Here is a 25,088-nt window from a genome sequence, read left to right on the forward strand (position 1 = left end):
CATCGCTATGCATGCGAACAACAGGAGAACCTGATGCTTAGACGCACCAAAATTGTTGCAACCCTTGGTCCAGCCACCGACAGAGATAATAACTTAGAAAAAATCATTCGAGCTGGCGCAAACGTCGTTCGTCTTAACTTCTCACACGGTGTTGCTCAAGATCACAAAGATAGAGCAGCCGCAGTTCGTGAAATCGCTAAACGCCTCAACAAACACATTGCGATTCTTGCCGATTTACAAGGTCCTAAAATTCGAGTTTCAACGTTCAAGGACGGTAAAGTCGTTCTTGAAAATGGTGCTCAATTCATCCTCGACGCGAAAATGGCAAAAGGCGAAGGTAATGTTGACGCCGTTGGTATTGACTACAAAGAGTTGCCTAATGACGTCAAACCAGGCGACACCCTACTCCTTAACGACGGTTTGATTCAGCTTGTCGTTGACAAAGTGGAAAGACACCAAGTTTTCACTTCGGTTACGGTTGGCGGTGTACTCTCGAATAATAAAGGTATTAACCGATTAGGTGGTGGTTTAACGGCTCCAGCGTTTACGGATAAAGACAAAGAAGATTTAATTACAGCAACCGAAATTGGCGTTGATTATATTGCAGTATCTTTCCCTCGTTCTGGTGATGACATGCGCTATGTTCGCTCACTTGCGGAAAAAGCAGGTTCTAACGCGCAATTGCTCGCAAAAATTGAACGTGCTGAAGCTGTCGCGACGGTTGAAGCAATTGACGATATTGTCCTTGCATCTGACGCGGTAATGGTTGCGCGCGGAGATTTAGGCGTAGAGATTGGCGATGCCGCACTGGTTGGTAAACAAAAATTGATCATTAGCCGAGCTCGTTCATTAAATCGTACCGTAATCACGGCGACACAAATGATGGAGTCGATGATTGATAACCCAATGCCTACACGCGCTGAAGTTATGGACGTGGCGAACGCGGTATTGGATGGTACGGATGCGGTAATGCTTTCTGCTGAAACAGCTTCAGGCAAGTACCCAGAGGAAACAGTTAAAGCGATGGCTCGCGTGTGTGTTGGTGCCGAATCAGAACCCACAATTAACGTTTCAAAGCACCGTTTAGATAGTATGTTTTCCGATTGTGCAGAGACGATTGCGCTTTCAGCAATGTATGCGGCTAATCATCTAGGCACTGTGAAAGCGATTGTCGCTCTAACTGAATCAGGCAACACCTCTAAACTGATGTCTCGAATTAGTTCAGGATTACCTATCTATTCTTTATCGCGTCATCATTCAACATTAGGACAAACAGCTCTTTATCGTGGTGTTTACCCTGTTTATTTTGATTCAACTCAGTGTTCCGATGAATTAGTCGTTAAAGAGGCGCTCGATACACTTGTGGCTTCAGGTACATTAAAAGCAGGTGATACAGTGATCCTAACCCATGGTGACATGATGGAGACGATTGGTGCAACAAATACGATGAAAATCGTCACTGTCTCCTAAATAGTTAAAACAACAGGCGGCTTAAGCCGCCTTGTTAACTAGCTAGTGCTGCTTTCACTTTATCTCTGTAGCTTCGACTTACTTTAAGCTCTTGTCCATTTTGCAATACGAGCAAATATTCGCCACTTGTTTGAGTAACCAATTTACTAATTTGTTTCGTATTTACAATTGCACTTCGGTGAACGCGAACAAACAGTTGCGGATCAAGTTCTTGCTCTAGTTCCTTCATCGTTTTACGAAGAATATGTGTTTGACCATCTGAACAATGTAGGCACATGTAATCACCTGCAGCATCTACCCATTGGATCGATGCAACTGACACGCGAATAATTTCGCCATGTTCTTTAACTGCCAATGATTCTGGGAATTTCTTATCAACAATGCTATCGCCTGTTGCTAACTTTTTAAGAATTTCTTCGCAGTTATTGCCTGTAATACCAGCAACAAAACTCGCTAATTTTTTCTTATGGGCGTTATCTTGTTGTGTTTTCAAATAGGTTTGCACTTTTTCTACCGCCTGTTTTAGTCTGTTGTCATCAACGGGTTTGAGAATGTAGTCCAATGCATGAATTTCAAACGCTTTTACAGCGTACTGATCAAAGGCCGTTACAAAAACAATTGCAGGCAACGGTTTAACACTCTCGGTTAAATAGCGGGCAACTTCAAATCCATTTAAACCCGGCATTTGAATATCTAAAAAGACTAAGTCAACATCGTTTTGTTTACAGTAATCAATAGCTTCCTGCCCATCACTGCAAAGCGCAAGCACGTCGATTTCTTCAAAACCTTTCAACCTGACTGCGAGCCCTTTTCGAGCTAACGCTTCATCATCAACTATGATTGCTTTAATTTTGCTCATTGTTTATTAGCCTTTTCATATGGAACTCGTATGTTTACTTTGAGCCCCGAAGGAGAATTCTCTGACAATACGAACGAGTAGTTGTGCTCGTAGAGTGTTTTTAATCGATCTTTGGTATTTGCAATACCTACGCCTGATGCTTTAACAAGTTGACCGTTCGAAATTTCGGTTCCAGGCCCATTGTCACTCACTTCCATCAAAAGTTCGTTTGCAAACACTTGGGCCTTGATGGCAATAACACCACCTACCGTCATATTGGCTATTGCGTACTTAATCGAGTTTTCGATGATTGGTTGTAAAATTAAGCTAGGGACTAATGCATTTTTAGCTTCATCACTTACATCAATCTGAATTGAAAGCCTTTCATCGAAACGCACTTTCTCGATTTCTAAATATAGCATTAACGCGTGTAGCTCCTGATCGAGCGGTACTTTCTTTATCGGGTCAGTATTTAACGTATAACGGAGAAAGTCGCTTAAGCGTGAAACCATTAAATTCGCGTCTTTATTTTCTTCAACTAGGATAAGTGTCGAAATTGCGTTTAGCGTGTTAAACAAAAAGTGGGGATTAAGCTGATAACGCAGCATTTTAAGTTGCGCTTCATGAGCCATCGTGTTGGCCTTCAATGCTTTTTGTTTTTCACTTTGCAGCAACTGATAATACTTAATCCCGAAATACAAACCACTCCAGCACAATACAATGTAGACCGCGTCTAAACCTTGTTGAAAATAGTAGTACCATTCATCCGGGCGATAGCCATGACGATAGATTTCCCAAAGGTTGTATTTTTGAACAACAGACCAAAGTGTGCCTGTTATATACGATGCACTAAATACAACTAATACGAGTATCCAAGGTTTTGCATTCCAAATCTTACGGTAAAGGTAACGTAAAGGCACTGTCATCAAGCAGCCGGCATAAGCATTCAGTACAATGACGAATACGTAAATATCCCTCATTTCGAATACTTTCGAACCGATGTAATTAACCAGCGCGTATCCAATCCATCCAGCTATTTGCAATACCCAGAAAAAGCGCTGCCGGTTATCGACTAATGATTGCCACTTCAATAGAAACGTTTTCAAAATTTTTACCTTAACCCGATTATATCGTTATACAAGTGTGTATCGCACTGCTGCTTGTCTTGTAATTTTGCTGATTAACGCAAACAAAAAAGGCACCTAAAGTGACCTTCAGATGCCTTTAAACACTCGACTTTTTTAAGCGAGTTTGTCAGAAGCTACTTTATAAGTAGGGTCTTCAATTACATTCACTTCCACAAGATCTGAGGCTTTATTCAAAAGCGCTTTACAATCTGAACTTAAATGGCGTAAATGCAGCGTTTTCCCTACTTTACTATATCGTTCTGCAAGATTATCAATCGCTTCTATCGCACTATGGTCTGCAACACGCGAGTATTTAAACTCCACGACTACGTGTTCTGGGTCTTGTTCAACGGCAAATAATTCAGAGAAGTTTTTCACGGAACCAAAAAACAATGGTCCATGCAATTCATACACTTTTGAGCCGTCTGTATCGATATAATTCGTTGTATAGATATGTTTCGCGTGTTCCCATGCAAAAACTAACGCCGATACAATCACGCCTACACACACTGCTATCGCTAAGTCTGTAAACACCGTAACACCTGAAACTAACACAATGACGAACGCATCTGATTTAGGCACACGTTTCATTATACGGAATGAACTCCATTCGAAAGTTCCAAGCACAACCATGAACATCACCCCAACCAACGCCGCGAGTGGGATCATTTCAATAAGTCCTGCCGCAAACACGATGAATACCAGAAGCAGTACGGCAGCGGTAATACCTGATAGTCGACTTCGGCCACCTGAATTAATATTAATCATTGACTGGCCTATCATTGCACAGCCACCCATTGCACCAAATACGCCACAGGTTAGGTTTGCAGCACCCTGCCCGATACACTCACGATTACTTTGTCCGCGAGTTTGTGTAATTTCATCGATTAAGGTGAGCGTTAGTAGCGATTCAATAAGACCGATGGCAGCAAGGATAAGTGCATAAGGAAAAATAATTTTTAGTGTTTCAAAGTTCCATGGTACATCTGGAATATGGAATGTTGGAAAACCGCCTGCGATAGTTGCATCTGCATTACCTGTCATGTCTTTTACGTAATCGATGACTGTACGCGCATCTAGGTCAAAGCCAATCGCCAAACCTGTTATAACCAATATTGCTGCGAGTGAAGACGGCACGGCTGTCGTCAGCTTTGGAAGGAAGTGGATAATGGCCATCGTCAGCGCAACCAGGCCCAGCATAATGTAAAGTGTTGAACCACTCATCCATTGCATCACGCCTTGACCGTCACTTACTTTAAATTGACCTAATTGAGCTAAGAAGATAACTATCGCAAGCCCATTTACAAACCCTAGCATCACAGGATGCGGCACCATTCGTATAAACTTACCGAGTTTAAAGACGCCTGCCAAAACCTGTAAGAAGCCTGTGAGCAATACCGCTGCAAATAAATATTCAGCACCGTGCTCTAAGACTAGGCTCACCATAACAACAGCCATTGCTCCTGTCGCGCCTGAAATCATACCTGGTCGCCCACCAAAAACCGCGGTGATTAAACCTACGATAAACGCAGCATATAGACCAACTAATGGCTCTACATGAGCAACAAACGCAAATGCAACAGCCTCCGGAACGAGTGCCAATGCAACGGTTAATCCCGATAAAATATCGTTTTTCGCCGAACTTGGTGCCTTGCTTAGCAAGTTAAACATCTATCCCCCAACCCATTTATTTAAATAGAAAAGCGCAGGATTTTAGCAAAATCCTGCGCTTAGAACAATTTCACATCGAGTCTAACGTTAAATAGGCAACGCTGTACTACGCTTTACACACGTCATCGTTACGTTTGAATTCACTTCCTGAACATAGTCTAAGCTCAATAAGTTATCACGAACAAAATGTTCATAGCCTTCAATCCCTTTGGATATGATGCGTAGCATAAAATCCATTGTGCCTGCCATCGTGTAGCACTCGGTTACTTCATCGTAGCTTTGGATTAATTTTTCAAACTCAGCTAGGTTCTTTTTACCGTGATTAGATAAGCGCACATGTGCATAAACAAGCATGTCAAAACCAAGTTTCTTTTCATCTAAAAGTGCAACTTTTCCTTTGATATAACCATCTTGTTCTAATTTCGCAATTCGACGCCAACATGGCGATTGCGACAATCCTACTTTATCCGCAATCTCTGCGGTGGACAGACTCGCATTTTGTTGGAGGAGCGAGAGTATCTGACGATCTACGTGATTTAAAGACATACTTTTTTCTTATAACGATGTTTTTATGATTAAACTATACCCATTTTAGGTCAGCTTGTCTGCTATTTTTTAACCAAATCGACCTGACACAAATGGATTCGTGCGTTTTTCAATTCCTATGGTCGTTTCATTACCATGTCCCGATAACACTACCGTTTCATCTGGCAACGTAAACAACTTTTCACGTATTGAATTTAATAACGTTGGACCGTCCCCTTTAGGAAAATCAGTGCGTCCTATAGAGCCCTGAAATAGGACATCACCAACAAATACACTTGACGAAGGCTTATTATAGAACACGACATGGCCCGGTGTGTGCCCAGGACACAGAAAAACGGATAAATCAATTTTTCCTACCTTTACTTTATCGCCTTCTTTCAACCATACATCTGGTAAAAACGGCTCCATAATAGGAAATCCAAACATTTGGCACTGCATCGGTAAAGCATCAAACCAAAACTGTTCATCTTTATGAGGACCAACAATCTCAACATTGTACTTATTTTTTAAAACAACACTTGCACCAACATGATCTAAGTGACCATGAGTGAGAAGTATTTTGTCAACTTCAACACCCAAGCCATCCACATACACAGCTATCTTATCTGGGTCTCCACCTGGATCTACCAACGCTGCTTTATTCGTTTCGTCACATACAATTACTCTGCAATTTTGCATGAACGGTGTAACGGGAATGGTATGTACTTTCATCATTCTTTATTAAATCCCATTAATATCGGGTACTTGAGATAAGCATCATCATAAAATGGTGTGTGTTTATATAACCATTCCATCCTTTTTTCAGGATCATTTGCAAATGCTTTGTCTTCCCTAACCAAAGAATCGAACTCTAGCGCAAGATTTGGATTGTCTTTTAACAACATTCTTGCATAAGGTTCGAGTGCATAATTTTCAACGTATTCTGTACGTTGAAATATTGTATTGAATTCACCCCACTGGAAAAAAGAATCTGGCGCTTCTGGATGCAGCAAGTGAACAGCAAGTTCACCTGCACCTTGCTGAGTCTTTACTTCAAACCAACCTTGTAGTGAATTTACAGTAACAGTTTTGTAGCTAAACGTTGCACTTACACGAAAACGGCCTTCGAATGGCGCCTTATCAAATTCATATTGTTCGACAATTCCTTGCTTAACAACCAAATTTGACATTTCACTAACCGGCGTAACGTCAATGCCTTGTAGTTTTAACTTCTCAACTAACTCACGATAAACTGGAGGAATGAAAAATGAATTTGGCACGTCGACAATTTTTGACGCTTCTTTTTGCCAATAAATCGGTAACTTTTCGTAATTCAGCGGCTTACCAATGTATTTTGCTTCTGTCGTGCCAGATAGAGCACTATCGAATCGAGTATATTCAACGCCTTTAAATGAAATGTAATCAGGCTGTTTGGCATATTTTCTCTCTACAACTAACTTTGCTGGTACAAACGCTCGTTCATTTTTAACCGCTGTCGCAAGTTCATCTTGATGTTGAGATAACGCACTAATAACACCATCAAAAAACGCATACGTGCCTAGGACTCGTTGTTTATAAGGTTTCAACGAATGATTCTCGACTAATATTGATGGCAAGCTTCTTAAGTCGCCCCATCCATTCGAAAATCGAGGTGTTGCAACCCAACCAGCCAATCCTTCTTTAAAATTTCGTTTGTTCATCGCAAAAATTAGCGGTCCAGGTATATGGCCTTCATCTTCGAGCTTTTTATCAATCATCGGCTTAAAGCTTTCATCTAGAACTCGAGAAATCGCAGGTGATTCACTGGAGAATTCAGGATTAAACCCATAAGTCACATCGTATTGATAGTCAGCTCCATCGGTTACGTGAACATCAATGTAGAGTGATGGTTGAAATTCGTTAATTACTTTCAACACTGACCGAATCTCTGGCGTATCCAGTTTTGTGTAATCACGATTAAGGTTTAGGTTTTTAGCGTTTGTTCTAAAGCCCATGATACGAGGACCGCGTTGATTAATACGGTTAAACTCATTTCGACGTTCATGACCATCTACATTTAAAATAGGAATAAAGAGCAAGTTTACCTTGCTAAGAATATCTCTTCGCTTACCTGTTGCGATGTCACGTAGGAGCATGAAACCAGCGTCTTTTCCATCGATTTCACCTGCATGGATACCCGCCTGAATTAACAGAGTTGGTTTATTATTATTTTTAAGCATGGCTGAAGAGAATTGGCTGTGCTCACTTGCAATGAGCATCGCAATTTCCCTACCCGCATCGCTAATCCCTATGACTTCTTTTTTAAATTGGGTTGGATTAGCCGCAACTAATCTGTCAACGAACAGCATCGTTTTTTCGTAGTCTGGAGAGTCAAGACCACCGCTTAATTCGAATGCCGTCGTTAACGGACCTTCTTGTTGCATTAACGCTTCGGTCTTACCATGCCATTCAATTAATGGAGGTAAGTGGCTTTCGGTTGCAGCCATAGTCATCATTAAAAGTGTTGCGAACATAAAAACTCAAATTTTCCGCGTAATGGAGACGATTATATCAATATTTTTTTAACAAGCTTAGAATGTGCGGTGATTCTACAAAAAATACAGCTAATTATAGGAAGATCAGCGTGCGTAAAGACATAAATACTCCACTAAAAGTACTTATTACTGGTTGTTCAAGCGGTATTGGTCTTTTTTGTACACAACAATTACATAATGAAGGGCATCACGTCGTCGCAACCGTTCGTAATCAAGAAGATAAAACACGCCTCGAAGCATTAGGGTTGAACGTGGCTATCTTAGATTTGGCCTCTCCAAAAAGTAGAGAAGCGGGATTTAACACTGCAATTGAACTACTCGAAGGTCGCCTCGATATACTGTTTAACAACGGGGCCTATGGACAACCCGGCGCGGTAGAAGACCTTCCAACCGACGTTCTTAAGCAACAATTTGAAGTAAACTTATTTGCTTGGCATGACTTAACAATCCGAGCGATTAGATTAATGCACCAGCAAGGTAATGGAAAAATAGTACATAACTCGTCGGTACTGGGGCTAGTTGCGTTGCCCTACCGAGGCGCATACAATTCGAGTAAATTTGCGCTAGAAGGCCTAACTGACACACTAAGAATGGAATTGTCTGGAACAAATATCCACATCAGTTTAATTGAACCTGGCCCGATTGTATCGAAATTTAGAGAAAACGCTAAAAAAGCATTTTTAGAGAATATTGATTGGAAAAGCAGTCGTCATAAAACTGAGTACGATAGCCAAATAAATCGACTGTCTGCAAGTGACGCCCCACAAAAATTTACTTTAGGCCCTGAGGCTGTATATGAACGCCTTGACGCTATTATTAAAAGTGAGAAACCAAAAGCGCGATATTATGTCACGTTTCCAACTTACTTAATGGGTTTCTTAAAGCGAATCTTAACGAGCGCTCAATTAGACAAAGTACTTCTGAAAAATCGTTGACGGTACGATCAAAAAAAGGCGCCTAGGGCGCCTTTTTTATCGCTTAATGATATTAAGCAGCTACAGATTCTTTTGCTTTTGCAACTAGTGCTGCGAAAGCTACTTGATCGTATACTGCGATATCAGCAAGGATCTTACGGTCGATTTCGATCGAAGCCTTTTTAAGACCATTGATGAAACGGCTGTAAGAAAGACCATTTTGACGTGCAGCAGCGTTGATACGTGCGATCCATAGTTGACGGAAAGTACGTTTCTTAGCACGACGGTCACGGTATGCATATTGACCAGCTTTAGTTACTGCTTGGAAAGCTACGCGATAAACACGTGAACGTGCACCGTAGTAACCTTTAGCTTGTTTTAATACTTTTTTGTGACGCGCGCGCGCGATTACACCACGTTTAACTCTTGCCATGACTGATATCCTCTATTAAGCGAATGGTAACAAACGGTTGATAAGAACTAGATCGTTCTTGTGAACCATTGTCTTAGCACGTAAGTGAAGTTTACGCTTAGAAGACTTCTTAGTCAGGATGTGACGAAGATGTGATTGCTTACGCTTGAAACCGCCTGAAGCAGTCTTTTTGAAGCGCTTTTTCGCGCCGCTGTGTGACTTTAATTTATAAGCCATTGCAATAACTCCAAATGATATTGCGTTTAACATGCAAGTAGGCGGACCGAGGTCACTTGTATGGCCTAGCTTGCGCCAAGTTCCGGTGGAGTAAACTCACTTAGACCGGTCAGTTCAGGTGACCGAAGTACTTTTAGACCTGAACTGAAGGATGCGTATTATCCAGTATTTATGACTTTTTGGCAATAGGTGCCAACATCATAACCATCTGGCGGCCTTCCACGCGACTCGGGAAAGACTCTACTTGAGAAAGATCTTGCAAGTCTGCTTTGATACGGTTGAGCAATTCAAGCGCCAAATCAGTGTGTGCCATCTCACGACCACGGAAACGTAGTGTGATTTTAGCTTTATCACCTGCTTCAAGGAATTTCTTTAAGCTGCGAAGTTTAACTTGGTAGTCGCCTTCGTCAGTACCTGGACGGAATTTAATTTCCTTGATTTGGATTTGCTTTTGCTTTTTCTTTTGTTCTTTTTGTTGTTTTGATTTTTCAAAAATGAACTTACCGTAATCCATCACTCGACATACAGGTGGTTCTGCATTAGGACTGATTTCAACCAAATCAACGCCAGCTTCTTCAGCTACTTCTAGAGCTTCACGAATTGATACTACGCCAATTTGTTCGCCTTCTAATCCGACTAAGCGAACTTCTTTTACTGTAATTTCCTCGTTAATACGATTCTTTTGAGCTGAACTTTGCCCTTTTTTGCCGCCTCTAATGGTACGTTCCTCCAAGTTATTGAAAATAAAAACGCGTGTGGCATACCTGACCACACACGCTCCGTCTTTATTTATGCACGGTTTTTGATTTCTTCGGTAATTTTAGCAATAAAATCATCAACTGCGAATTTACCGAGATCCTCACCTGTTCGCGTACGAACGGCTACTTCACGTTGTTCAACTTCTTTGTCGCCAACAACAAGTAGGTAAGGAATGCGTTTTAAAGTATGTTCGCGGATTTTAAAGCCAATCTTCTCATTTCTCAAGTCAGCGAATGCGCGAATTCCTAGTTTATTTAATTTTTGTACAATTTCTTGTGCAAAATCAGCTTGCTTGTCGGTGATATTCATAATCACCACTTGTTTTGGCGCAAGCCAAGTTGGGAACAAACCAGCATACTCTTCTGTAAGAATACCAATAAAACGCTCAATAGAACCCAGAATTGCACGGTGGATCATTACTGGTGTTTTACGTTCATTGTTTTCCGCAACGTAAGTTGCACCTAAACGACCTGGTAAAGCAAAGTCTAGTTGAACCGTGCCACATTGCCATGCGCGCTCTAAGCAATCATAAAGCGTGAATTCAATTTTAGGTCCATAGAATGCGCCTTCGCCCGGCAAATATTCAAATTCGATTTCATTTGCGTTAAGCGCTTCAGCAAGTGCAGCTTCTGCTTTGTCCCACATATGGTCTTCACCAATACGTTTCTCTGGACGAGTAGATAACTTAACTACAATTTTCTGAAAACCGAATGTTGAGTATGTGTCATAAACCATTTTAATACACGCCGACACTTCATCCATGATCTGTTCTTCAGTACAGAAAATGTGAGCATCGTCTTGTGTAAAGCCGCGTACACGCATCAAGCCGTGTAACGCACCAGATGGTTCGTTACGGTGACAACAGCCAAACTCAGCCATACGAAGTGGCAAATCGCGATAAGATTTCAAACCTTGATTGAAAATTTGTACGTGACCTGGACAGTTCATTGGTTTGATTGCATATTCACGTTTTTCTGATTCCGTTGTGAACATCGCATCAGCGTACTTGTCCCAGTGCCCCGAACGTTCCCAAAGCACGCGGTCCATCATTAACGGACCCTTGACTTCTTCGTAATCGTACTCGCGCAGTTTTTCACGCACAAAATCTTCTAGTTCGCGATAAATGCTCCAACCATCGTTGTGCCAGAAAACCATGCCTGGTGCTTCTTCCTGCCAGTGCCATAGATCGAGTGTCTTACCGATTTTACGGTGATCGCGTTTTTCCGCTTCTTCAAGACGTTTTAAATAAGCGCCTAACTGTTTCTTATCAGCCCATGCAGTGCCGTATACACGTTGCAACATTTTATTGTCAGAGTTGCCACGCCAATACGCACCGGCTACTTTCATGATTTTGAAGAAATGGCAGAAACGCATATTTGGTACGTGCGGTCCACGACACATGTCGATGTATTCTTCGTGGTGATAAAGTCCCGGACGGTCATCTTTCGAGATGTTTTCATCCAAGATTTCAATTTTGTACGATTCGCCACGCGCTGCAAACGCATCGCGAGCTTCTTGCCAGCTCACAGTTTTCTTTACAACATCGTAATTCGTTTTCGCAAGTTCAAGCATACGCTTTTCAAGCGCATCAAGATCTTCTTGTGTGAGAGAACGTTCAAGATCGATGTCATAATAAAAGCCGTTGTCGATTGTTGGACCAATCGCCATTTTCACATCAGGGAACAGTTGCTTAATTGCATGACCTAGCAAGTGAGCACATGAGTGACGAATGATTTCCAGACCGTCTTCATCTTTCGCTGTGATGATTTCAAGCTTAGCATCTTCGGTAATTAAGTCACACGCATCAACACGTTGACCATTAACACGACCTGCGATAGTCGCTTTTGCAAGACCCGGACCGATATCCTGGGCTACATCCATAGTAGAAACTGGATTTTCGAAGACGCGCTGGCTGCCGTCTGGGAGAGTAATTACTGGCATTATAATTCCTGTTACAGTGGTGATGCCTACGCCGCATCACGTGTTAATTTAATCAAAAGTTAAAAAGATTCGCTCTGACAACACTTTTACGAGTAAGTATTGGGAGTTAAGCGCCCAGTTTGGCGTTAAGCACAAAAGCGAACCGATATTTTGTCGTTACTAATGGCGAAATGCAAGTATCGGTCTAAAATTGAATAAGATTTAGTATTAACTCTTTGATGCAATGCCAAAAACGACCAAATTTACCATCGCAACTTTCAATCTACTTAATTTTGCGGCGCCGCCACTTTCGTTTTACCAACTTCATGAAAACTACAATGATACGCAATGGCAAACAAAAATTCAGTTTATAACCGGACTCATTGAACATTTGAATCCAACTATCATTGCGTTTCAAGAGGTGTTTAGCATACAAACATTACAATTATTGTGCGAAGACCTTGGACTACCATATTTTGCGACCGTTTCTTCACCCAGACCCGACCCAGTCTATCCCAATGTGTTATTTCATCCCGTTGTAGCGATAGCGTCGAAAATCCCGTTTAAATCAGCTCAAGCTCTTGAACCTTGCCCGGAGCTACTCGAATATTTGAATAATCAGCTCAATTTTGAATTTAATCGTACGCCAATAAAGTGCTATTTTGAATTGGAGGGGTTTGGTGAGCTTGCGCTCTATGCTGTGCATTTCAAATCTCAACGAGTACATTCGATGGCTCATATGCTTAAAAACACAGGGCAAGATGATCATTTATTAACTTTACTTCATCAAACTGTTGGCCAAATGCAGTCACAAATATCTCGATCTCTCGAAGCCTCTATTGTTTACTATGACGCACTAAAAACTCAAAGAGAAAAACACATACCCACTATCGTTTTGGGGGATTTTAACGACCAGATCACAAGCCCCGCGCTCTCATTTATGACCCAATCTTTTCCACCGAATACAGATTTAAATCTTCCTGACAGCGTGGGACTCGCCGACTCGTTTTATTTTGCTGATAACTTGCTTAGTTTTGATAGCAAACCTGCGAGTCATTTTTACCGAGGCCAGGGAAATGTGCTTGATTACATCCTTGCCTCAAAAGAGTTCAACCCAAATATGCCTACATCCAACGTAAAGTCACTCAAGTACATTTCTTTAGATAAGCATCTAGACCCAGCTCGTTCAGACGAAGACATACGCTACAGCGACCATGCATCGATAGCGATTGAATTCACCGTTTAAGATAAAATACAACGCGTCAGGCTTACGAGATAACAAAAACACAGTCTAGTTCGATAGATACCAATGAAATTTGTTAGAACAGTGATTCACGAAGGTTGGTATCCGAATACAACGTGCTATAATTGCGGCAATTTGAAAAAACTGGATATTTTATGAGAACTTGCGGCGTTGAAATAACAGGCAACGAAATTTTTCTTTGTTTACTTTCGAAAGAAGCGGATGTATTCGACATTCGAGATATTCGTCAGACACGATTTTCATTACCACAAAATGGTTCAGACACCGCAGTAATGCGTAAGTTTTACTTTGATTTTAAGAAATTAGTTGAAGATTACAAAATCGATTCAATCGCGTTTAAAGAACGTCCCGCAAAAGGTAAATTTGCAGGTAGCGCGGCAGGTTTTAAATTTGAGACTGCTTTGCAGTTAATCCCTGACATTGACGTCCGTATTTTGACAAGCACAGAAGTAAAAGAACAGCTTAAAAAGAACCCTATTCCAATCGATTTTGAAGAAACGGGTCTTAAAAAGTACCAAGAAAATGCATTCGCATATGCTTACGTTTATATCAACAGGAAGATTTATAAAGTTGATGAAAAACAGGCTGAACAGTAAGAATTAAATACGCCTTAAAAAGGAGCTTAGGCTCCTTTTTTATTGCTAAAAATGCAGCCAGCGGTTAATATCGCGCTCCACTTTGGGGGAGTAGCCTGCAAGTTATTCGAAACGCGATCGACAAATTCAGGGGCAAACTGATTTATTTGAAGTCGAATACGCATTCAAACTTGTGTCTATATCAACATAGTTGTGCACTCAATTGCGCATGGTATAGACGTAAATCATTTTGATTTATCGGCAAGACTCAAGGTAATGGCTTTCCTAATTTGGCGGGGGGAAAGTTGTTGCCTTGTTGTTTTTTTCCCCGCCATGGTAGCAATGTTATGGAACAGTTTTATATTTCTACACTTACCGTCACGCTCGCCGAAATAGGCGATAAAACCCAATTACTTTCCCTTTTTCTCATATTAAAATACAAGAAGCCAGTCCAAATAGCATTGGGCATTCTGTTAGCAACTATTCTGAACCATCTTGCAACAGCGTATTTAGGTGTAGCTATTTCTGACTTGTTTAACTCTTCGTATTTTCAATCTTTCCTAAGCTTGAGTTTTATCCTGCTTGGTATTTGGTTATTGTTTCCGGACAAAGAAGATGATGTAGACAACCGCTTTGACCAATTTGGGATATTTGCAGCAACGTGTGTACTTTTTTTCATAGCAGAATTAGGTGATAAAACTCAATTAGCTACAGCGCTTCTTGCTTCTCAGTTTCAGTCAATTTGGTTAGTTACGCTAGGCTCTACGCTTGGTATGTTACTCGCAAATATTCCTGTACTGATTTTTGGTGAGGCACTGATCAAAAAAGCTCCTTTAAAGCTTTTTAGGGCACTGGCAGCAATTACAGCATTTGCAGTTGGAATCGCTGGTTTTATTTTGTAAATCCTGTTACTGTATATCCGTACAGCAAAGGAAACTCTAGATCTCAACAAGGCGGTATTATGTACTCATGGTTTGAACGTTTAACTCGTCCTTTTCCAACACAAGAGGCAACACAACCGCCTTCAGGCTTACTCGCATTTTGTCGCTATTACACGAAAGGTATGGAAATCCCCCTTATTGTGATGTCTTTATCTGCAGCAATTCTCGCTATCCTGGAAGTCACACTCTTTAGCTTTATGGGGACACTCGTCGATTGGTTTTCTAGCTATACACCTGAACAACTTTTTGCTGAAAAAAAGGCTGACTTAACAACCATGGGTATAACTACTTTGGTCATTTTACCCATTTTAGTTTTCCTTCACTCTTCCATCCTTCACCAAAGCTTGCTTGGAAACTACCCAATGTCAATTCGTTGGCTCGCACATCGCTATCTCTTAAAACAAAGCATGTCATTTTACCAAGATGAATTTGCTGGTCGTATTGCAACGAAAGTGATGCAGACAGCGTTGGCAGTGCGTGAAACAGTGATGAAACTGCTCGATGTATTAGTTTACATATTGGTTTATTTTGGCGCGGTACTTGTTTTAGTCGGCCAAGCAGATCTAAGACTAATGCTCCCAATGATCGGTTGGTTGATAGCCTACATTGGCGTTCAACTTTATTTCGTCCCTCGTCTTAAAAACGTATCTACACAACAAGCGGATGCTCGCTCGGACATGACTGGTCGAATTGTCGATAGCTACACGAACATCACCACCGTTAAACTTTTTTCACACACACAACGTGAAGAACAGTACGCTAAAGAAAGCATGGAAATATTTATTAAGCCTGTCTATGCGCAAATGCGCCTTGCAACGTCTTTAAACGTAAGTGTTCAGGTGATTAATTATGTTTTGGTGTTTAGCGTTGCAGCTATGAGTATATATTTATGGTCGTTAAACGAAGTTACGGCTGGAGCCATCGCTATCACAGTCAGTTTGGCACTTCGACTAAATGGTATGGCCCAATGGATAATGTGGGAAGTAAGTGGGCTATTTGAGAATATAGGCACCGTAGTTGACGGAATGCGCACACTTTCACAACCTTTACAAATCACGGATAAAGAAAATGCGTCATCTCTTGATTTACAAGCTGGCGCTATTTCATTTAGAGACCTCCGTTTTTCCTATCGAAAAGCGGACAGTAGTCACAAAGTTGTGATCGATAATTTAAATCTTGATATCCGTGCTGGAGAAAAAATAGGCATTGTCGGACGTTCGGGTGCCGGAAAGTCAACTCTCGTTAATTTGCTACTCCGGTTTTACGATGTTGACAGCGGTCAAATTCTTATTGATGGGCAAAACATCGCGGATGTTACCCAAGAGTCGCTTCGAAAAAATATCGCAATGGTCACTCAAGATACTGCTCTTTTGCATCGTAGTGTGAAAGAAAACATTATGTACGGAAATCCAACAGCTACTGAGGCCGAGTTGTTAGCGGCTGTAACAAGTGCACAGGCGATGGATTTTATAAATGAGTTAGAGGATAAAGCTGGAAATGTCGGTTTGGATGCTCAAGTTGGAGAACGTGGAGTAAAACTATCTGGTGGACAGCGTCAACGTATCGCTATTGCCCGCGTACTATTAAAAAACGCTCCAATTTTAATTTTGGATGAAGCTACATCTGCACTCGACTCAGAAGTCGAAGCAGCGATTCAAGACAGCTTAGAACAGTTGATGGACGGGAAAACCGTCATTGCAATCGCCCATCGTCTTTCTACTATCGCCAAATTAGACAGATTAATCGTACTCGAGGAAGGTAACATTGTTGAGCAAGGAACACACACTGAGCTTCTTGCTCTTGGCGGGGTTTACGCAAAGCTATGGGCGCACCAAACGGGTGGATTTATTGGCGTGGATTAGCGCCATCGCAAAAAAGACGTACTGTTTGTGTAAGCAATTGATCTAGCGCTTTCTCATCAATCGCGGGCTGCCATTTTAATACTTGTTCCCAGTAGGTTAGTTTTTTGAGACCACCCCAAAAGAAACCTGCGGCAAGTTCTGCATCGAAGTCGCCCAAGCAACCGGCATTAAAAGCGTCTTTAAACCATTGCAGCAAAGCACATTCACAGTTGTTAAATCGAATGGCAAGACGCTCAGCTTGTTCTTTACTGCGCATTGATTCAATCATGACGATACGAGAAAGTGTTAAATAATCTTCATCAGACAGTAGTTCTATTGCGCTTCTTGCAAGATGCTCTAACTGAGTTTTAAAACCGTAATTTGGTATAAATTGAATTGCAACTAAGGGATTAATCCGCTCGATCAATAGGTCAACAACCGTATCGAACAAAGATTCTTTCGTTGGAAAATGTTTGTATAACGTGCGTTTAGATACTTGAGCCTCAGCAGCGATTCGCTCCATAGTAGTCGCTGTTAGGCCAAATCGCGCAAATTGCTTAATGGCAGCAAAAAGAATGCTGCTTTGCTTTGGTGATAATTGCACCTTGTACCCATTATAAAGCTTTACGTTAATACTATTTTAATTGAAAAAATTAAGAAAAAAAGTACACGATGCCGTTTACCTTTAATTGGTCTAGGTATACACTATCGTTTACTTGGTTATTTCTGCGTCATTCTCCTTTACTTTCTGTCGATTAGGGTATGAAATAAATAATTACCAACCTCGACACCTGTTGGAATCTGCATGCAGAGAACATCCTTATTAAGATTGTGCTGCGACAAAGATACCTCATTACCGCTACACACCTTGAAAAATCAAGGTATCCAGCTGTGGCAGCACAACATAATAAAAGCTCAAAATACAATCAATACTGGAGTGCTCATGTACCTCACAAAATTTAAGCGTCGCGCATTACCATTATCTTTGGCAGCAGCGTCTGTGTTCACACTCGTCGCATGTGGCGAAGGTGAAGCACCGCAAGGTCATGGTGGTATGCCTCCGGCACAAGTGCAAACAGTGGCTGTAGAAAAGACATCTGTTCCTTTCACTATTGAGCTTCCTGCAACTCTTTCGGGAAACAAGGAAGTAGAAATTCGAGCGCGAGTCTCTGGCATTATTGAATCTCGCAATTTCGAGGAAGGACAAATTATTACTGAAGGCCAATCATTATTTACCTTAGATTTAGAACCGTTCAAGTTAGAAGTAGATAAAGCAAAAGCCCAACTGCAAGCAGCAAAAGCCTCTGTTGAACAAGCGAAGCGAGAAAGAGACCGGTTAGAAGCGCTTAAAAACGAACGTTCCATTTCAAAACGTGAATATGATAACGCCGTATCCGCTTACGATATCGCCATCGCAAATCTAGAAACCTCTAAAGTTGCCTTAAAGAACGCTCAACTCGATCTGGAGTATGCACAAGTTAAAGCGCCGGTTTCTGGAATTGCAGGTAGAGAGTTTGTTTCAGAAGGTAGTTATGTTCAAGGTCCTAGCGTTTTACTTACAGAACTGACTGAAACGACAAAAATGCGCGTGCGTTTTGGTTTCTCAGAACGCGAACAACTTGATATGCGTCAGGAAGTAGAAAACGGTTATCTCACCCTACCCGCTGGTAATCAATTCGACGTTCAATTGGTTTTACAAAATGGCAGCCTTTATGCGCAAACGGGAAAAGTTAATTTCAGCGACGTTCGCGTAAATCGAAACACAGGAACAAGTGAACTTCAAGCCGTTGTTGATAATCCTGACGGGCAGCTTCGCCCTGGACAATTTGTTCGAGTAAAACTTACAGGCGCCATTCGTAGTGAAGCGATAGTGCTTCCGCAACGTGCCGTTTTAGACAATGGCACCGGTAAATTCGTATACGTCGCTGTAGAAAAAGAGCAAGGCATGACAGTTGCACTACCCGCGCCTGTTGAAGTGGGCGAATGGGTCCAACTTAATGGTGAGAACGCATGGGTGATTAAGTCAGGTTTAAATCCAGGTCAGCCTGTAATAGTCGAAGGAATGGCCCGTATTTTCTTCCCTGGCATGCCAGTTCAAGTAAACAATAAAGGAGCATAATACGGTATGTTCTCTAGGTATTTTATAGACCGACCGATATTCGCATTCGTTATTTCGATAGTGATGGTCTTGGCTGGTTTAGCAGCCATGCGAAGCCTTCCTATTGCGCAGTATCCGGAAATCGCGCCACCCGTTGTGCAGGTTACAGCAATGTACCCTGGCGCATCTGCCGATGTATTGGAGCAAACGGTTGCAGCGCCTATTGAAAACGCGATCACAGGCGTGGAAGGTATGATGTATATGGACTCGACAAGCACGAGTTCAGGCGCAACAACGATTGCGGTAACGTTCGAGATTGGTACTGATATCGATCAGGCTGCTGTTGACGTGAACAATCGCGTTAAACAAGTCGAAGCTCGTCTACCCGAAGAAACAAGACGCCAAGGTGTTGTTGTTGCGAAAGGTTCATCAAGTTTTCTACAAGTTCATGCGTTTTATTCGCCAGATGGCTCTCGTTCAAGCCTTTGGACATCTAACTACGTTACGATGAATATTCTTGATAGAATCAAGCGTATTCCGGGTACAACGAGTGTGCAGATCTTTGGTGCGAAAGATTACGCAATGCGTATTTGGTTACGTCCGGATGTAATGAGCCAACTTGGTGTCACGGTCGAAGAAGTAACGTCTGCTGTTCGTGAGCAAAACTCACAATACGCTGCCGGTACTATTGGTGCGACACCTACATCAAATAACCCTCAGGAACTTGTTTACAGCGTAACTGCAAAAGGTCGTTTATCGACCCCTGAAGAATTTTCTAACATCATCATTCGCGCCAATGCAGATGGCTCAACGCTCAGAATGAAAGACATTGCGCGTGTTGAACTAGGCTCCAAAGACTACAACTTCGCCGGTACATATAACGGCAAAGAAGCGGTGCTGTTGGGTATCTTCCTACAACCTGGTGCGAACGCACTTGACGTTGCGAATGAAGTAGAAGCGACAATTGCAGACATTAAAACCGCTTTCCCTGAAGGTTTATCTCACGCAATTCCTTACGACACAACGCGTTTCGTAGAAGTATCAATTCGCGAAGTACTAAAAACCCTCGGCGAAGCAATGCTTCTAGTGTTTTTAGTCGTTTATTTGTTCTTACAAAATTGGCGTGCAACTCTGATTCCTTCATTGGCGGTTCCTGTATCATTACTTGGTACGTTTGCGGGCCTCTATATGATGGGATATTCTATCAATACGCTAACGTTATTCGGTATGGTACTGTCAATCGGTATAGTGGTTGATGATGCGATTGTTGTACTTGAAAACGTTGAACGTATCATGCATGAACAACACCTTTCTCCGCGCGATGCCGCGATTAAAGCAATGCAAGAAGTGAGTGGCCCAGTTGTCGCCATTGTATTGGTACTGTGTTCTGTATTCGTTCCTATCGCGTTCTTAGGCGGCTTGACCGGTGAATTGTTCAGACAGTTCGCTATCACTATCTCAATTGCCGTTAGCTTGTCTGGAGTCGTTGCACTGACAATGACACCGGCGTTATGTGTTGCCATTTTGCGTCATGAAGATAAGCAAACTGCACGTTTCTTCATTTGGTTCAACGAATGGTTTAAGCGCATCACTGGTCGCTATGTTAGTTCTGTAAGCTTCATGGTCCGTCGTGGTTTCTTAGGTTTAACATTAATGTTAGCGATGATTGCTGCGACGGGATTCCTTTGGAAAAATACTCCGAACTCTCTTGTGCCTGACGAAGACCAAGGCTATTACATCAGCGCGGTATTTTTACCTGACGGTTCTTCACTCGAGCGTACAAACGAAGTGGTTGCAAAGGTTATCGATGCAATTCAATCAAATCCAGCAAACGAAAACGTAGTTGCATTTACTGGTTTCGATTTCATTGGTAACGGCTACAAAAGCAGCGCGGCTACCATTTTCGTTACACAAAGCCACTGGGATGATCGTCAAATCGACGTGAAGTCGCTCGTTGGTGAGCTTTATATGAAAACCGCAGGTATTAACGAAGCGCTCGTTTTAGCGTTTAACCCGCCAGCAATATTCGGACTAGGCAACACGGGTGGTTTTGAAATATACGTGCAAAACAAAGGCGATGGAGGCCCAGAGAAACTTAAAATGGGTATGCATTTAATGATGGCTGAAGCACAAAAGAGTCCCATCATTTCAAGCCTACAAACACTTTGGAGACCAGATGCCCCTCAGCTAAAAGTTGAGATGGATCGTGAACAAGCTCACGCAATGGGTGTGAATATTAATTCGGCATTCAACGCGTTAGCGGCGAACTTAGGTAACTATTACGTCAATGATTTCAACAAATTTGGTCGCGCATGGCAGGTTATCATGTCTGCCGAAGCTGAATTCCGTATGAAACCAGAAGACGTCGGCCGTATATACGTTAAAAGCGACAAAGGCGAGATGGTCCCGATTTCAGCGTTTACGAAAATTGAATACAGCCGAGGACCTGAGAGTCTAAATCGTTTCAATAACTTATCAGCAGTCAAACTCATCGGTGAAGCTGCACCTGGTTATTCTTCAGGTCAAGCAATTGCTGAAATGGAACGCATAGCAAAAACGGTGTTGCCACCAGATATGACTTATGACTGGACTGGTTCTGCATTCCAAGAAAAGCGAAGCTCTGGTACGACTGGTTTAGCGTTAGGTCTTGCAGTTATCATGGTTTTCCTAATTCTAGCAGCACTCTATGAGCGTTGGTCTTTACCAATTTCAGTGTTACTTGCATTGCCTTTTGGTACGTTTGGTGCACTGGTCTCGGTGTGGGTTTCAGGTTTAACAAACGACGTTTACTTTCAAATTGGTTTGGTCACCCTGTTAGGGCTTGCAAGTAAAAACGCGATTCTGATCGTTGAGTACGCACTAATGAAGTACCAAGAAGGTTGGACAGCAAGTGCAGCAGCACTTGAAGCGGCTCGTTTACGTTTTAGACCAATTATTATGACCTCCCTAGCCTTTATACTTGGCGTAGTTCCGTTAGTGTTTAGTTCTGGCGCTGGTGCAGGTGCTCGACATTCAGTGGGTACTGGTGTTATGGGCGGTATGATGGCTGCTACATTCCTTGCTGTCTTCTTCGTTCCCCTCTTCTTCTATTGGTTAACCACTCGACGTGTTACTGAAAAACGTTCACGTGATGAGCTAGCTAATGAAATCGCTGAACATCATAAGAAAGAGCATGTCGATACAGACGAAGGCTTAGTCTAAAGAAACAAAGCGCGGTAGTAATGCTATCGCGCTTTTTTCTTTTGTCTTAAATCACCCGCTTTTCTAGCGCCAAACATCTTCATTTCAAAAGCCCTTTTTTTCAGCTAAACTTAAGCTATGATTGAAAAATTTCAACCGAGCTTTTGAATGAGTGACAAACAAACGCAGTTCGAATCTTTTTTCCAAATTGAAGAAAGTAATCGAGTTAATCTCTATCCGGTTGCAAAACACGAAGTACCGCTAACGCAAGATGAATTAGAGGCAAGTATTCCCGCTCTATTTAGACTAGCAAACGAAGTTAATGAACTAAACATTAGCGTCCTTAGACCATTAAGAAGTTTAGGGGATGTAGCCGAACAGTTAGCGGTGTACTTACAAGCCCAGTCTCGTAAAATTGACCTCATCATGAGTCATATCCTGTCGACCGAACAATCTGACGACGATACGGTAAACTGTGATAGTTATGGCGGTGGCGGCATTAAGATAACGCTCGACCAAGACTTTGAACTTGGCCAACATTTTAGAACAAAAATATTTCTATATAGTGAGGCCGCAGCCATATTTTGTTTTACTGAGGTCATTGCCAAGGCACAGACAGATAAGGGCACTCAATATACTCTATTATTCAGTAAAATAAGGGATACTGACCAAGAACTCATCGTCCGAGCGAGTTTACACGCTCAAACGCGTCAGTTAAAAAAACGCCAGTCTGACAAGAATGAGACACAAAATAGCTGACACTCTGTCCTACAATGATAAACTATGGTCTTGTTTGATTGTTTTATAAGATCATGACTTTTAGATTATTACCTGAATGGGCGGAACAAGACGCCGTCATGCTGACATGGCCACACGCCGATACAGATTGGTCACATATTCTAGATGATGTTGAACCAGTTTATGTCACGCTTTGCCAGCAAATTAGCCAAGTGCAAAAAGTACTTATCGTCGCGCACGACGAATCACTCAAAGCGCACATTACACACCTTCTCGCTGAACATGGAGTAGACCTAACACAAATCGTGTTTGTGGATGCGCCCTGTGATGACACCTGGGCTCGAGATCACGGCCCATTGACTACAGCCAATGACCAAGGTGAAGTCTATATCAAAGATTTCGTTTTTAATGGCTGGGGCGATAAATTCGATGCATCACAAGACAACGCAATCAATAAACATGTTGTTGATCAAGCAGCTAGTAAAAACGCGAAGTACAAATCTCTTAATTTTGTGCTTGAAGGCGGTGGAGTTGAAATAAACGAAAATGGCGTGCTTTTAGCAACGTCAGAATGTTTATTAAACCCAAATCGTAACCCGTCTTTGTCAAAACACGAGATCGAGCAAACGTTACAAGAGGAACTTGGCGCAACGTCATTCTTGTGGGTTGACCACGGATATCTTGCTGGTGACGATACCGATAGCCACATTGACACGCTCGTGCGATTCGCACCAAACGATACATTAGTGTACGTTGAATGTGACGACGAAGAAGATGAGCACTACGACGCACTATCAAAAATGGCGTTACAGTTAGAAACATTTAGAACGCCATCTGGTGAGCCTTATCAATTAATTCCACTCCCTTGGCCGAAAGCTTGTTTTGACTCTGAAGGCTACCGATTGCCTGCAACCTACGCTAACTATTTAATTATCAATAAAACTGTACTTGTTCCTGTGTATGGCGATGAGTTTGATGGTTTTGCTTTAGGTCAAATACAACAAGCGTATCCAGATAGAACCGTTATTGGTATCAATTGTTTACCTATTATCCATCAGTTTGGTAGCTTACATTGCATTACGATGCAGTTGCCAAAAGGCTTTTTAAAGTAGGTCTTTCTATGAGTAACTCAATTTTAAAAGTTGGCCTTGTCCAGCACAGTAACACAGGCGACATTGCTGCCAATTTTCAAAAGACGATTGGTGGTATTCGCAACGCTGCAAGCCAAGGAGCAAAACTAATTTGTCTTCAAGAACTGCATCGTAGTTTGTATTTTTGCCAAGTAGAAGATACTGAACTATTTGATTTAGCAGAAACAATTCCAGGTCCTAGTACTACTGTTCTTGGCGCACTCGCAAAAGAGCTTGATATCGTTATCGTTTCTTCGCTTTTCGAAAAACGCGCTACAGGACTCTACCACAACACGGCTGTCGTGTTTGAAACGGACGGCACAATTGCAGGTAAATACCGTAAAATGCACATCCCAGATGATCCTGGCTTTTACGAAAAATTTTATTTTACCCCTGGAGATCTTGGCTTTACACCTATTCAGACTTCAGTAGGTAAACTTGGTGTGTTAGTTTGTTGGGATCAATGGTTCCCAGAAGGTGCCCGCTTAATGGCTATGGCAGGTGCTGAACTACTCATCTACCCGACTGCGATTGGCTGGAACCCTTCTGACGATCGTGACGAACAAATTCGTCAACGTGATGCTTGGATCATTGCGCAACGAGCTCACTCCGTATCAAATGGTGTGCCTGTTATCAGTGTAAACCGTGTAGGTCATGAAGCGGATCCAAGTGGTACGAGCGAAGGTATTCAATTCTGGGGCAACTCATTTGTAACAGGACCACAAGGCGAATTTTTAGCTCATGGTTCAGAAACAGAAGAAGAAATTTTAGTCGTGGAGATTGATAAAACCCGAAGTGAATCTGTTCGCCGTTGGTGGCCTTACCTGCGTGACCGCAGAATCGACCACTACCAAGATCTATTGAAAATCTATCGCGATTAATATCTAAAGAAAAACGTAAAACAGGAGTTGTAG

At 42.0% G+C, this 25,088-nt stretch carries 22 protein-coding genes; 11 read left to right on the top strand and 11 right to left on the bottom strand.

The genetic code is table 11. The features are described 5' to 3' along the window. The first annotated feature begins 33 nt into the window (after positions 1 to 33). The gene (gene pyk / locus NI389_RS01315; protein ID WP_308361241.1) at positions 34 to 1,470 is read left to right on the top strand and encodes a pyruvate kinase; all 1,437 of its coding nucleotides are present in this window, start codon (positions 34 to 36) and stop codon (positions 1,468 to 1,470) included. Positions 1,471 to 1,504: 34 nt separating this feature from the next. Here pyk and NI389_RS01320 read toward each other — a convergent pair whose 3' ends face one another. The 6 genes from NI389_RS01320 to NI389_RS01345 form a co-directional block, all read right to left on the bottom strand. Further along, positions 1,505 to 2,329, bottom strand: a complete 825-nt coding sequence (locus NI389_RS01320; RefSeq protein ID WP_208843316.1) for a LytR/AlgR family response regulator transcription factor — start codon at positions 2,327 to 2,329, stop codon at positions 1,505 to 1,507. Further along, positions 2,326 to 3,399: a sensor histidine kinase gene (locus tag NI389_RS01325; RefSeq protein WP_308362599.1), complete on the bottom strand. Its 1,074-nt coding sequence runs from the start codon at positions 3,397 to 3,399 to the stop codon at positions 2,326 to 2,328. The genes NI389_RS01320 and NI389_RS01325 overlap by 4 nt, the downstream gene beginning before the upstream one ends. Before the next feature lie 150 nt (positions 3,400 to 3,549). Further along, a complete protein-coding gene (locus tag NI389_RS01330) occupies positions 3,550 to 5,106 on the bottom strand; it encodes a SulP family inorganic anion transporter (protein ID WP_308361242.1) in 1,557 nt (518 codons plus the stop codon). An 87-nt stretch (positions 5,107 to 5,193) separates the two neighbouring features. After that, positions 5,194 to 5,652: an Lrp/AsnC family transcriptional regulator gene (locus tag NI389_RS01335; protein WP_208843318.1), complete on the bottom strand. Its 459-nt coding sequence runs from the start codon at positions 5,650 to 5,652 to the stop codon at positions 5,194 to 5,196. Between the two features lie 69 nt (positions 5,653 to 5,721). Next, on the bottom strand, positions 5,722 to 6,363 hold the full coding sequence (locus NI389_RS01340; RefSeq protein WP_308362600.1) for an MBL fold metallo-hydrolase: 642 nt from the start codon (positions 6,361 to 6,363) through the stop codon (positions 5,722 to 5,724). Then, a complete protein-coding gene (locus NI389_RS01345) occupies positions 6,363 to 8,144 on the bottom strand; it encodes a M14 family metallopeptidase (RefSeq protein ID WP_308361243.1) in 1,782 nt (593 codons plus the stop codon). The genes NI389_RS01340 and NI389_RS01345 overlap by 1 nt, the downstream gene beginning before the upstream one ends. Before the next feature lie 110 nt (positions 8,145 to 8,254). On the opposite strand from NI389_RS01345, the gene NI389_RS01350 reads away from it, so the two are divergent. Then, positions 8,255 to 9,100 carry an SDR family NAD(P)-dependent oxidoreductase gene (locus NI389_RS01350; RefSeq protein ID WP_308361244.1) on the top strand — a complete coding sequence of 282 codons (846 nt, stop codon included), beginning with the start codon at positions 8,255 to 8,257 and terminating at the stop codon, positions 9,098 to 9,100. 52 nt (positions 9,101 to 9,152) lie between these two features. Here NI389_RS01350 and rplT read toward each other — a convergent pair whose 3' ends face one another. From rplT to thrS, 4 genes are all read right to left on the bottom strand, one after another. Further along, entirely contained in the window at positions 9,153 to 9,512 is a 360-nt protein-coding gene (gene rplT, locus NI389_RS01355; RefSeq protein ID WP_005494218.1) for a 50S ribosomal protein L20, read from the bottom strand. A 15-nt stretch (positions 9,513 to 9,527) separates the two neighbouring features. Continuing rightward, positions 9,528 to 9,728, bottom strand: a complete 201-nt coding sequence (gene rpmI / locus NI389_RS01360) for a 50S ribosomal protein L35 (RefSeq protein WP_005494220.1) — start codon at positions 9,726 to 9,728, stop codon at positions 9,528 to 9,530. Positions 9,729 to 9,897: 169 nt separating this feature from the next. Further along, a complete protein-coding gene (gene infC / locus NI389_RS01365; protein ID WP_308362601.1) occupies positions 9,898 to 10,461 on the bottom strand; it encodes a translation initiation factor IF-3 in 564 nt (187 codons plus the stop codon). 56 nt (positions 10,462 to 10,517) lie between these two features. After that, complete coding sequence (thrS, locus tag NI389_RS01370; RefSeq protein ID WP_308361245.1) at positions 10,518 to 12,428, bottom strand: threonine--tRNA ligase; 1,911 nt, start codon at positions 12,426 to 12,428, stop codon at positions 10,518 to 10,520. 223 nt (positions 12,429 to 12,651) lie between these two features. On the opposite strand from thrS, the gene NI389_RS01375 reads away from it, so the two are divergent. The 4 genes from NI389_RS01375 (at position 12,652) to NI389_RS01390 (ending at position 17,049) form a co-directional block, all read left to right on the top strand. Beyond that, positions 12,652 to 13,653, top strand: coding sequence for an endonuclease/exonuclease/phosphatase family protein (locus tag NI389_RS01375; protein ID WP_308361246.1), 1,002 nt, complete (start codon positions 12,652 to 12,654; stop codon positions 13,651 to 13,653). Positions 13,654 to 13,805: 152 nt separating this feature from the next. Then, on the top strand, positions 13,806 to 14,267 hold the full coding sequence (locus tag NI389_RS01380) for a DUF3010 family protein (RefSeq protein WP_308361247.1): 462 nt from the start codon (positions 13,806 to 13,808) through the stop codon (positions 14,265 to 14,267). 326 nt (positions 14,268 to 14,593) lie between these two features. Next, on the top strand, positions 14,594 to 15,148 hold the full coding sequence (locus NI389_RS01385) for a TMEM165/GDT1 family protein (RefSeq protein WP_308361248.1): 555 nt from the start codon (positions 14,594 to 14,596) through the stop codon (positions 15,146 to 15,148). Positions 15,149 to 15,207: 59 nt separating this feature from the next. After that, positions 15,208 to 17,049, top strand: a complete 1,842-nt coding sequence (locus NI389_RS01390) for an ABC transporter ATP-binding protein (protein WP_308361249.1) — start codon at positions 15,208 to 15,210, stop codon at positions 17,047 to 17,049. Here NI389_RS01390 and NI389_RS01395 read toward each other — a convergent pair. Next, positions 17,033 to 17,632 carry a TetR/AcrR family transcriptional regulator gene (locus NI389_RS01395; protein WP_308361250.1) on the bottom strand — a complete coding sequence of 200 codons (600 nt, stop codon included), beginning with the start codon at positions 17,630 to 17,632 and terminating at the stop codon, positions 17,033 to 17,035. The two genes, NI389_RS01390 and NI389_RS01395, sit on opposite strands and share 17 nt — an antisense overlap. A gap of 339 nt (positions 17,633 to 17,971) precedes the next feature. Here NI389_RS01395 and NI389_RS01400 point away from each other — a divergent pair, with 339 nt between their 5' ends. The 5 genes from NI389_RS01400 (at position 17,972) to NI389_RS01420 (ending at position 25,055) form a co-directional block, all read left to right on the top strand. Beyond that, positions 17,972 to 19,147: an efflux RND transporter periplasmic adaptor subunit gene (locus NI389_RS01400; protein WP_372588640.1), complete on the top strand. Its 1,176-nt coding sequence runs from the start codon at positions 17,972 to 17,974 to the stop codon at positions 19,145 to 19,147. A 6-nt stretch (positions 19,148 to 19,153) separates the two neighbouring features. Next, complete coding sequence (locus tag NI389_RS01405; protein WP_308361252.1) at positions 19,154 to 22,327, top strand: efflux RND transporter permease subunit; 3,174 nt, start codon at positions 19,154 to 19,156, stop codon at positions 22,325 to 22,327. A gap of 147 nt (positions 22,328 to 22,474) precedes the next feature. After that, positions 22,475 to 23,065, top strand: coding sequence for a PilZ domain-containing protein (locus NI389_RS01410; protein WP_308361253.1), 591 nt, complete (start codon positions 22,475 to 22,477; stop codon positions 23,063 to 23,065). A gap of 53 nt (positions 23,066 to 23,118) precedes the next feature. Next, positions 23,119 to 24,156: an agmatine deiminase family protein gene (locus tag NI389_RS01415; RefSeq protein ID WP_308361254.1), complete on the top strand. Its 1,038-nt coding sequence runs from the start codon at positions 23,119 to 23,121 to the stop codon at positions 24,154 to 24,156. A gap of 8 nt (positions 24,157 to 24,164) precedes the next feature. Beyond that, positions 24,165 to 25,055 (top strand): carbon-nitrogen hydrolase, encoded by an 891-nt coding sequence (locus NI389_RS01420; protein ID WP_308361255.1) that lies wholly within the window; start codon positions 24,165 to 24,167, stop codon positions 25,053 to 25,055. Positions 25,056 to 25,088: the final 33 nt, after the last annotated feature.

This window comes from Pseudoalteromonas xiamenensis (genome assembly GCF_030994125.1).
In the GTDB taxonomy this organism is placed as follows: Bacteria; Pseudomonadota; Gammaproteobacteria; order Enterobacterales; family Alteromonadaceae; genus Pseudoalteromonas; species Pseudoalteromonas xiamenensis_B.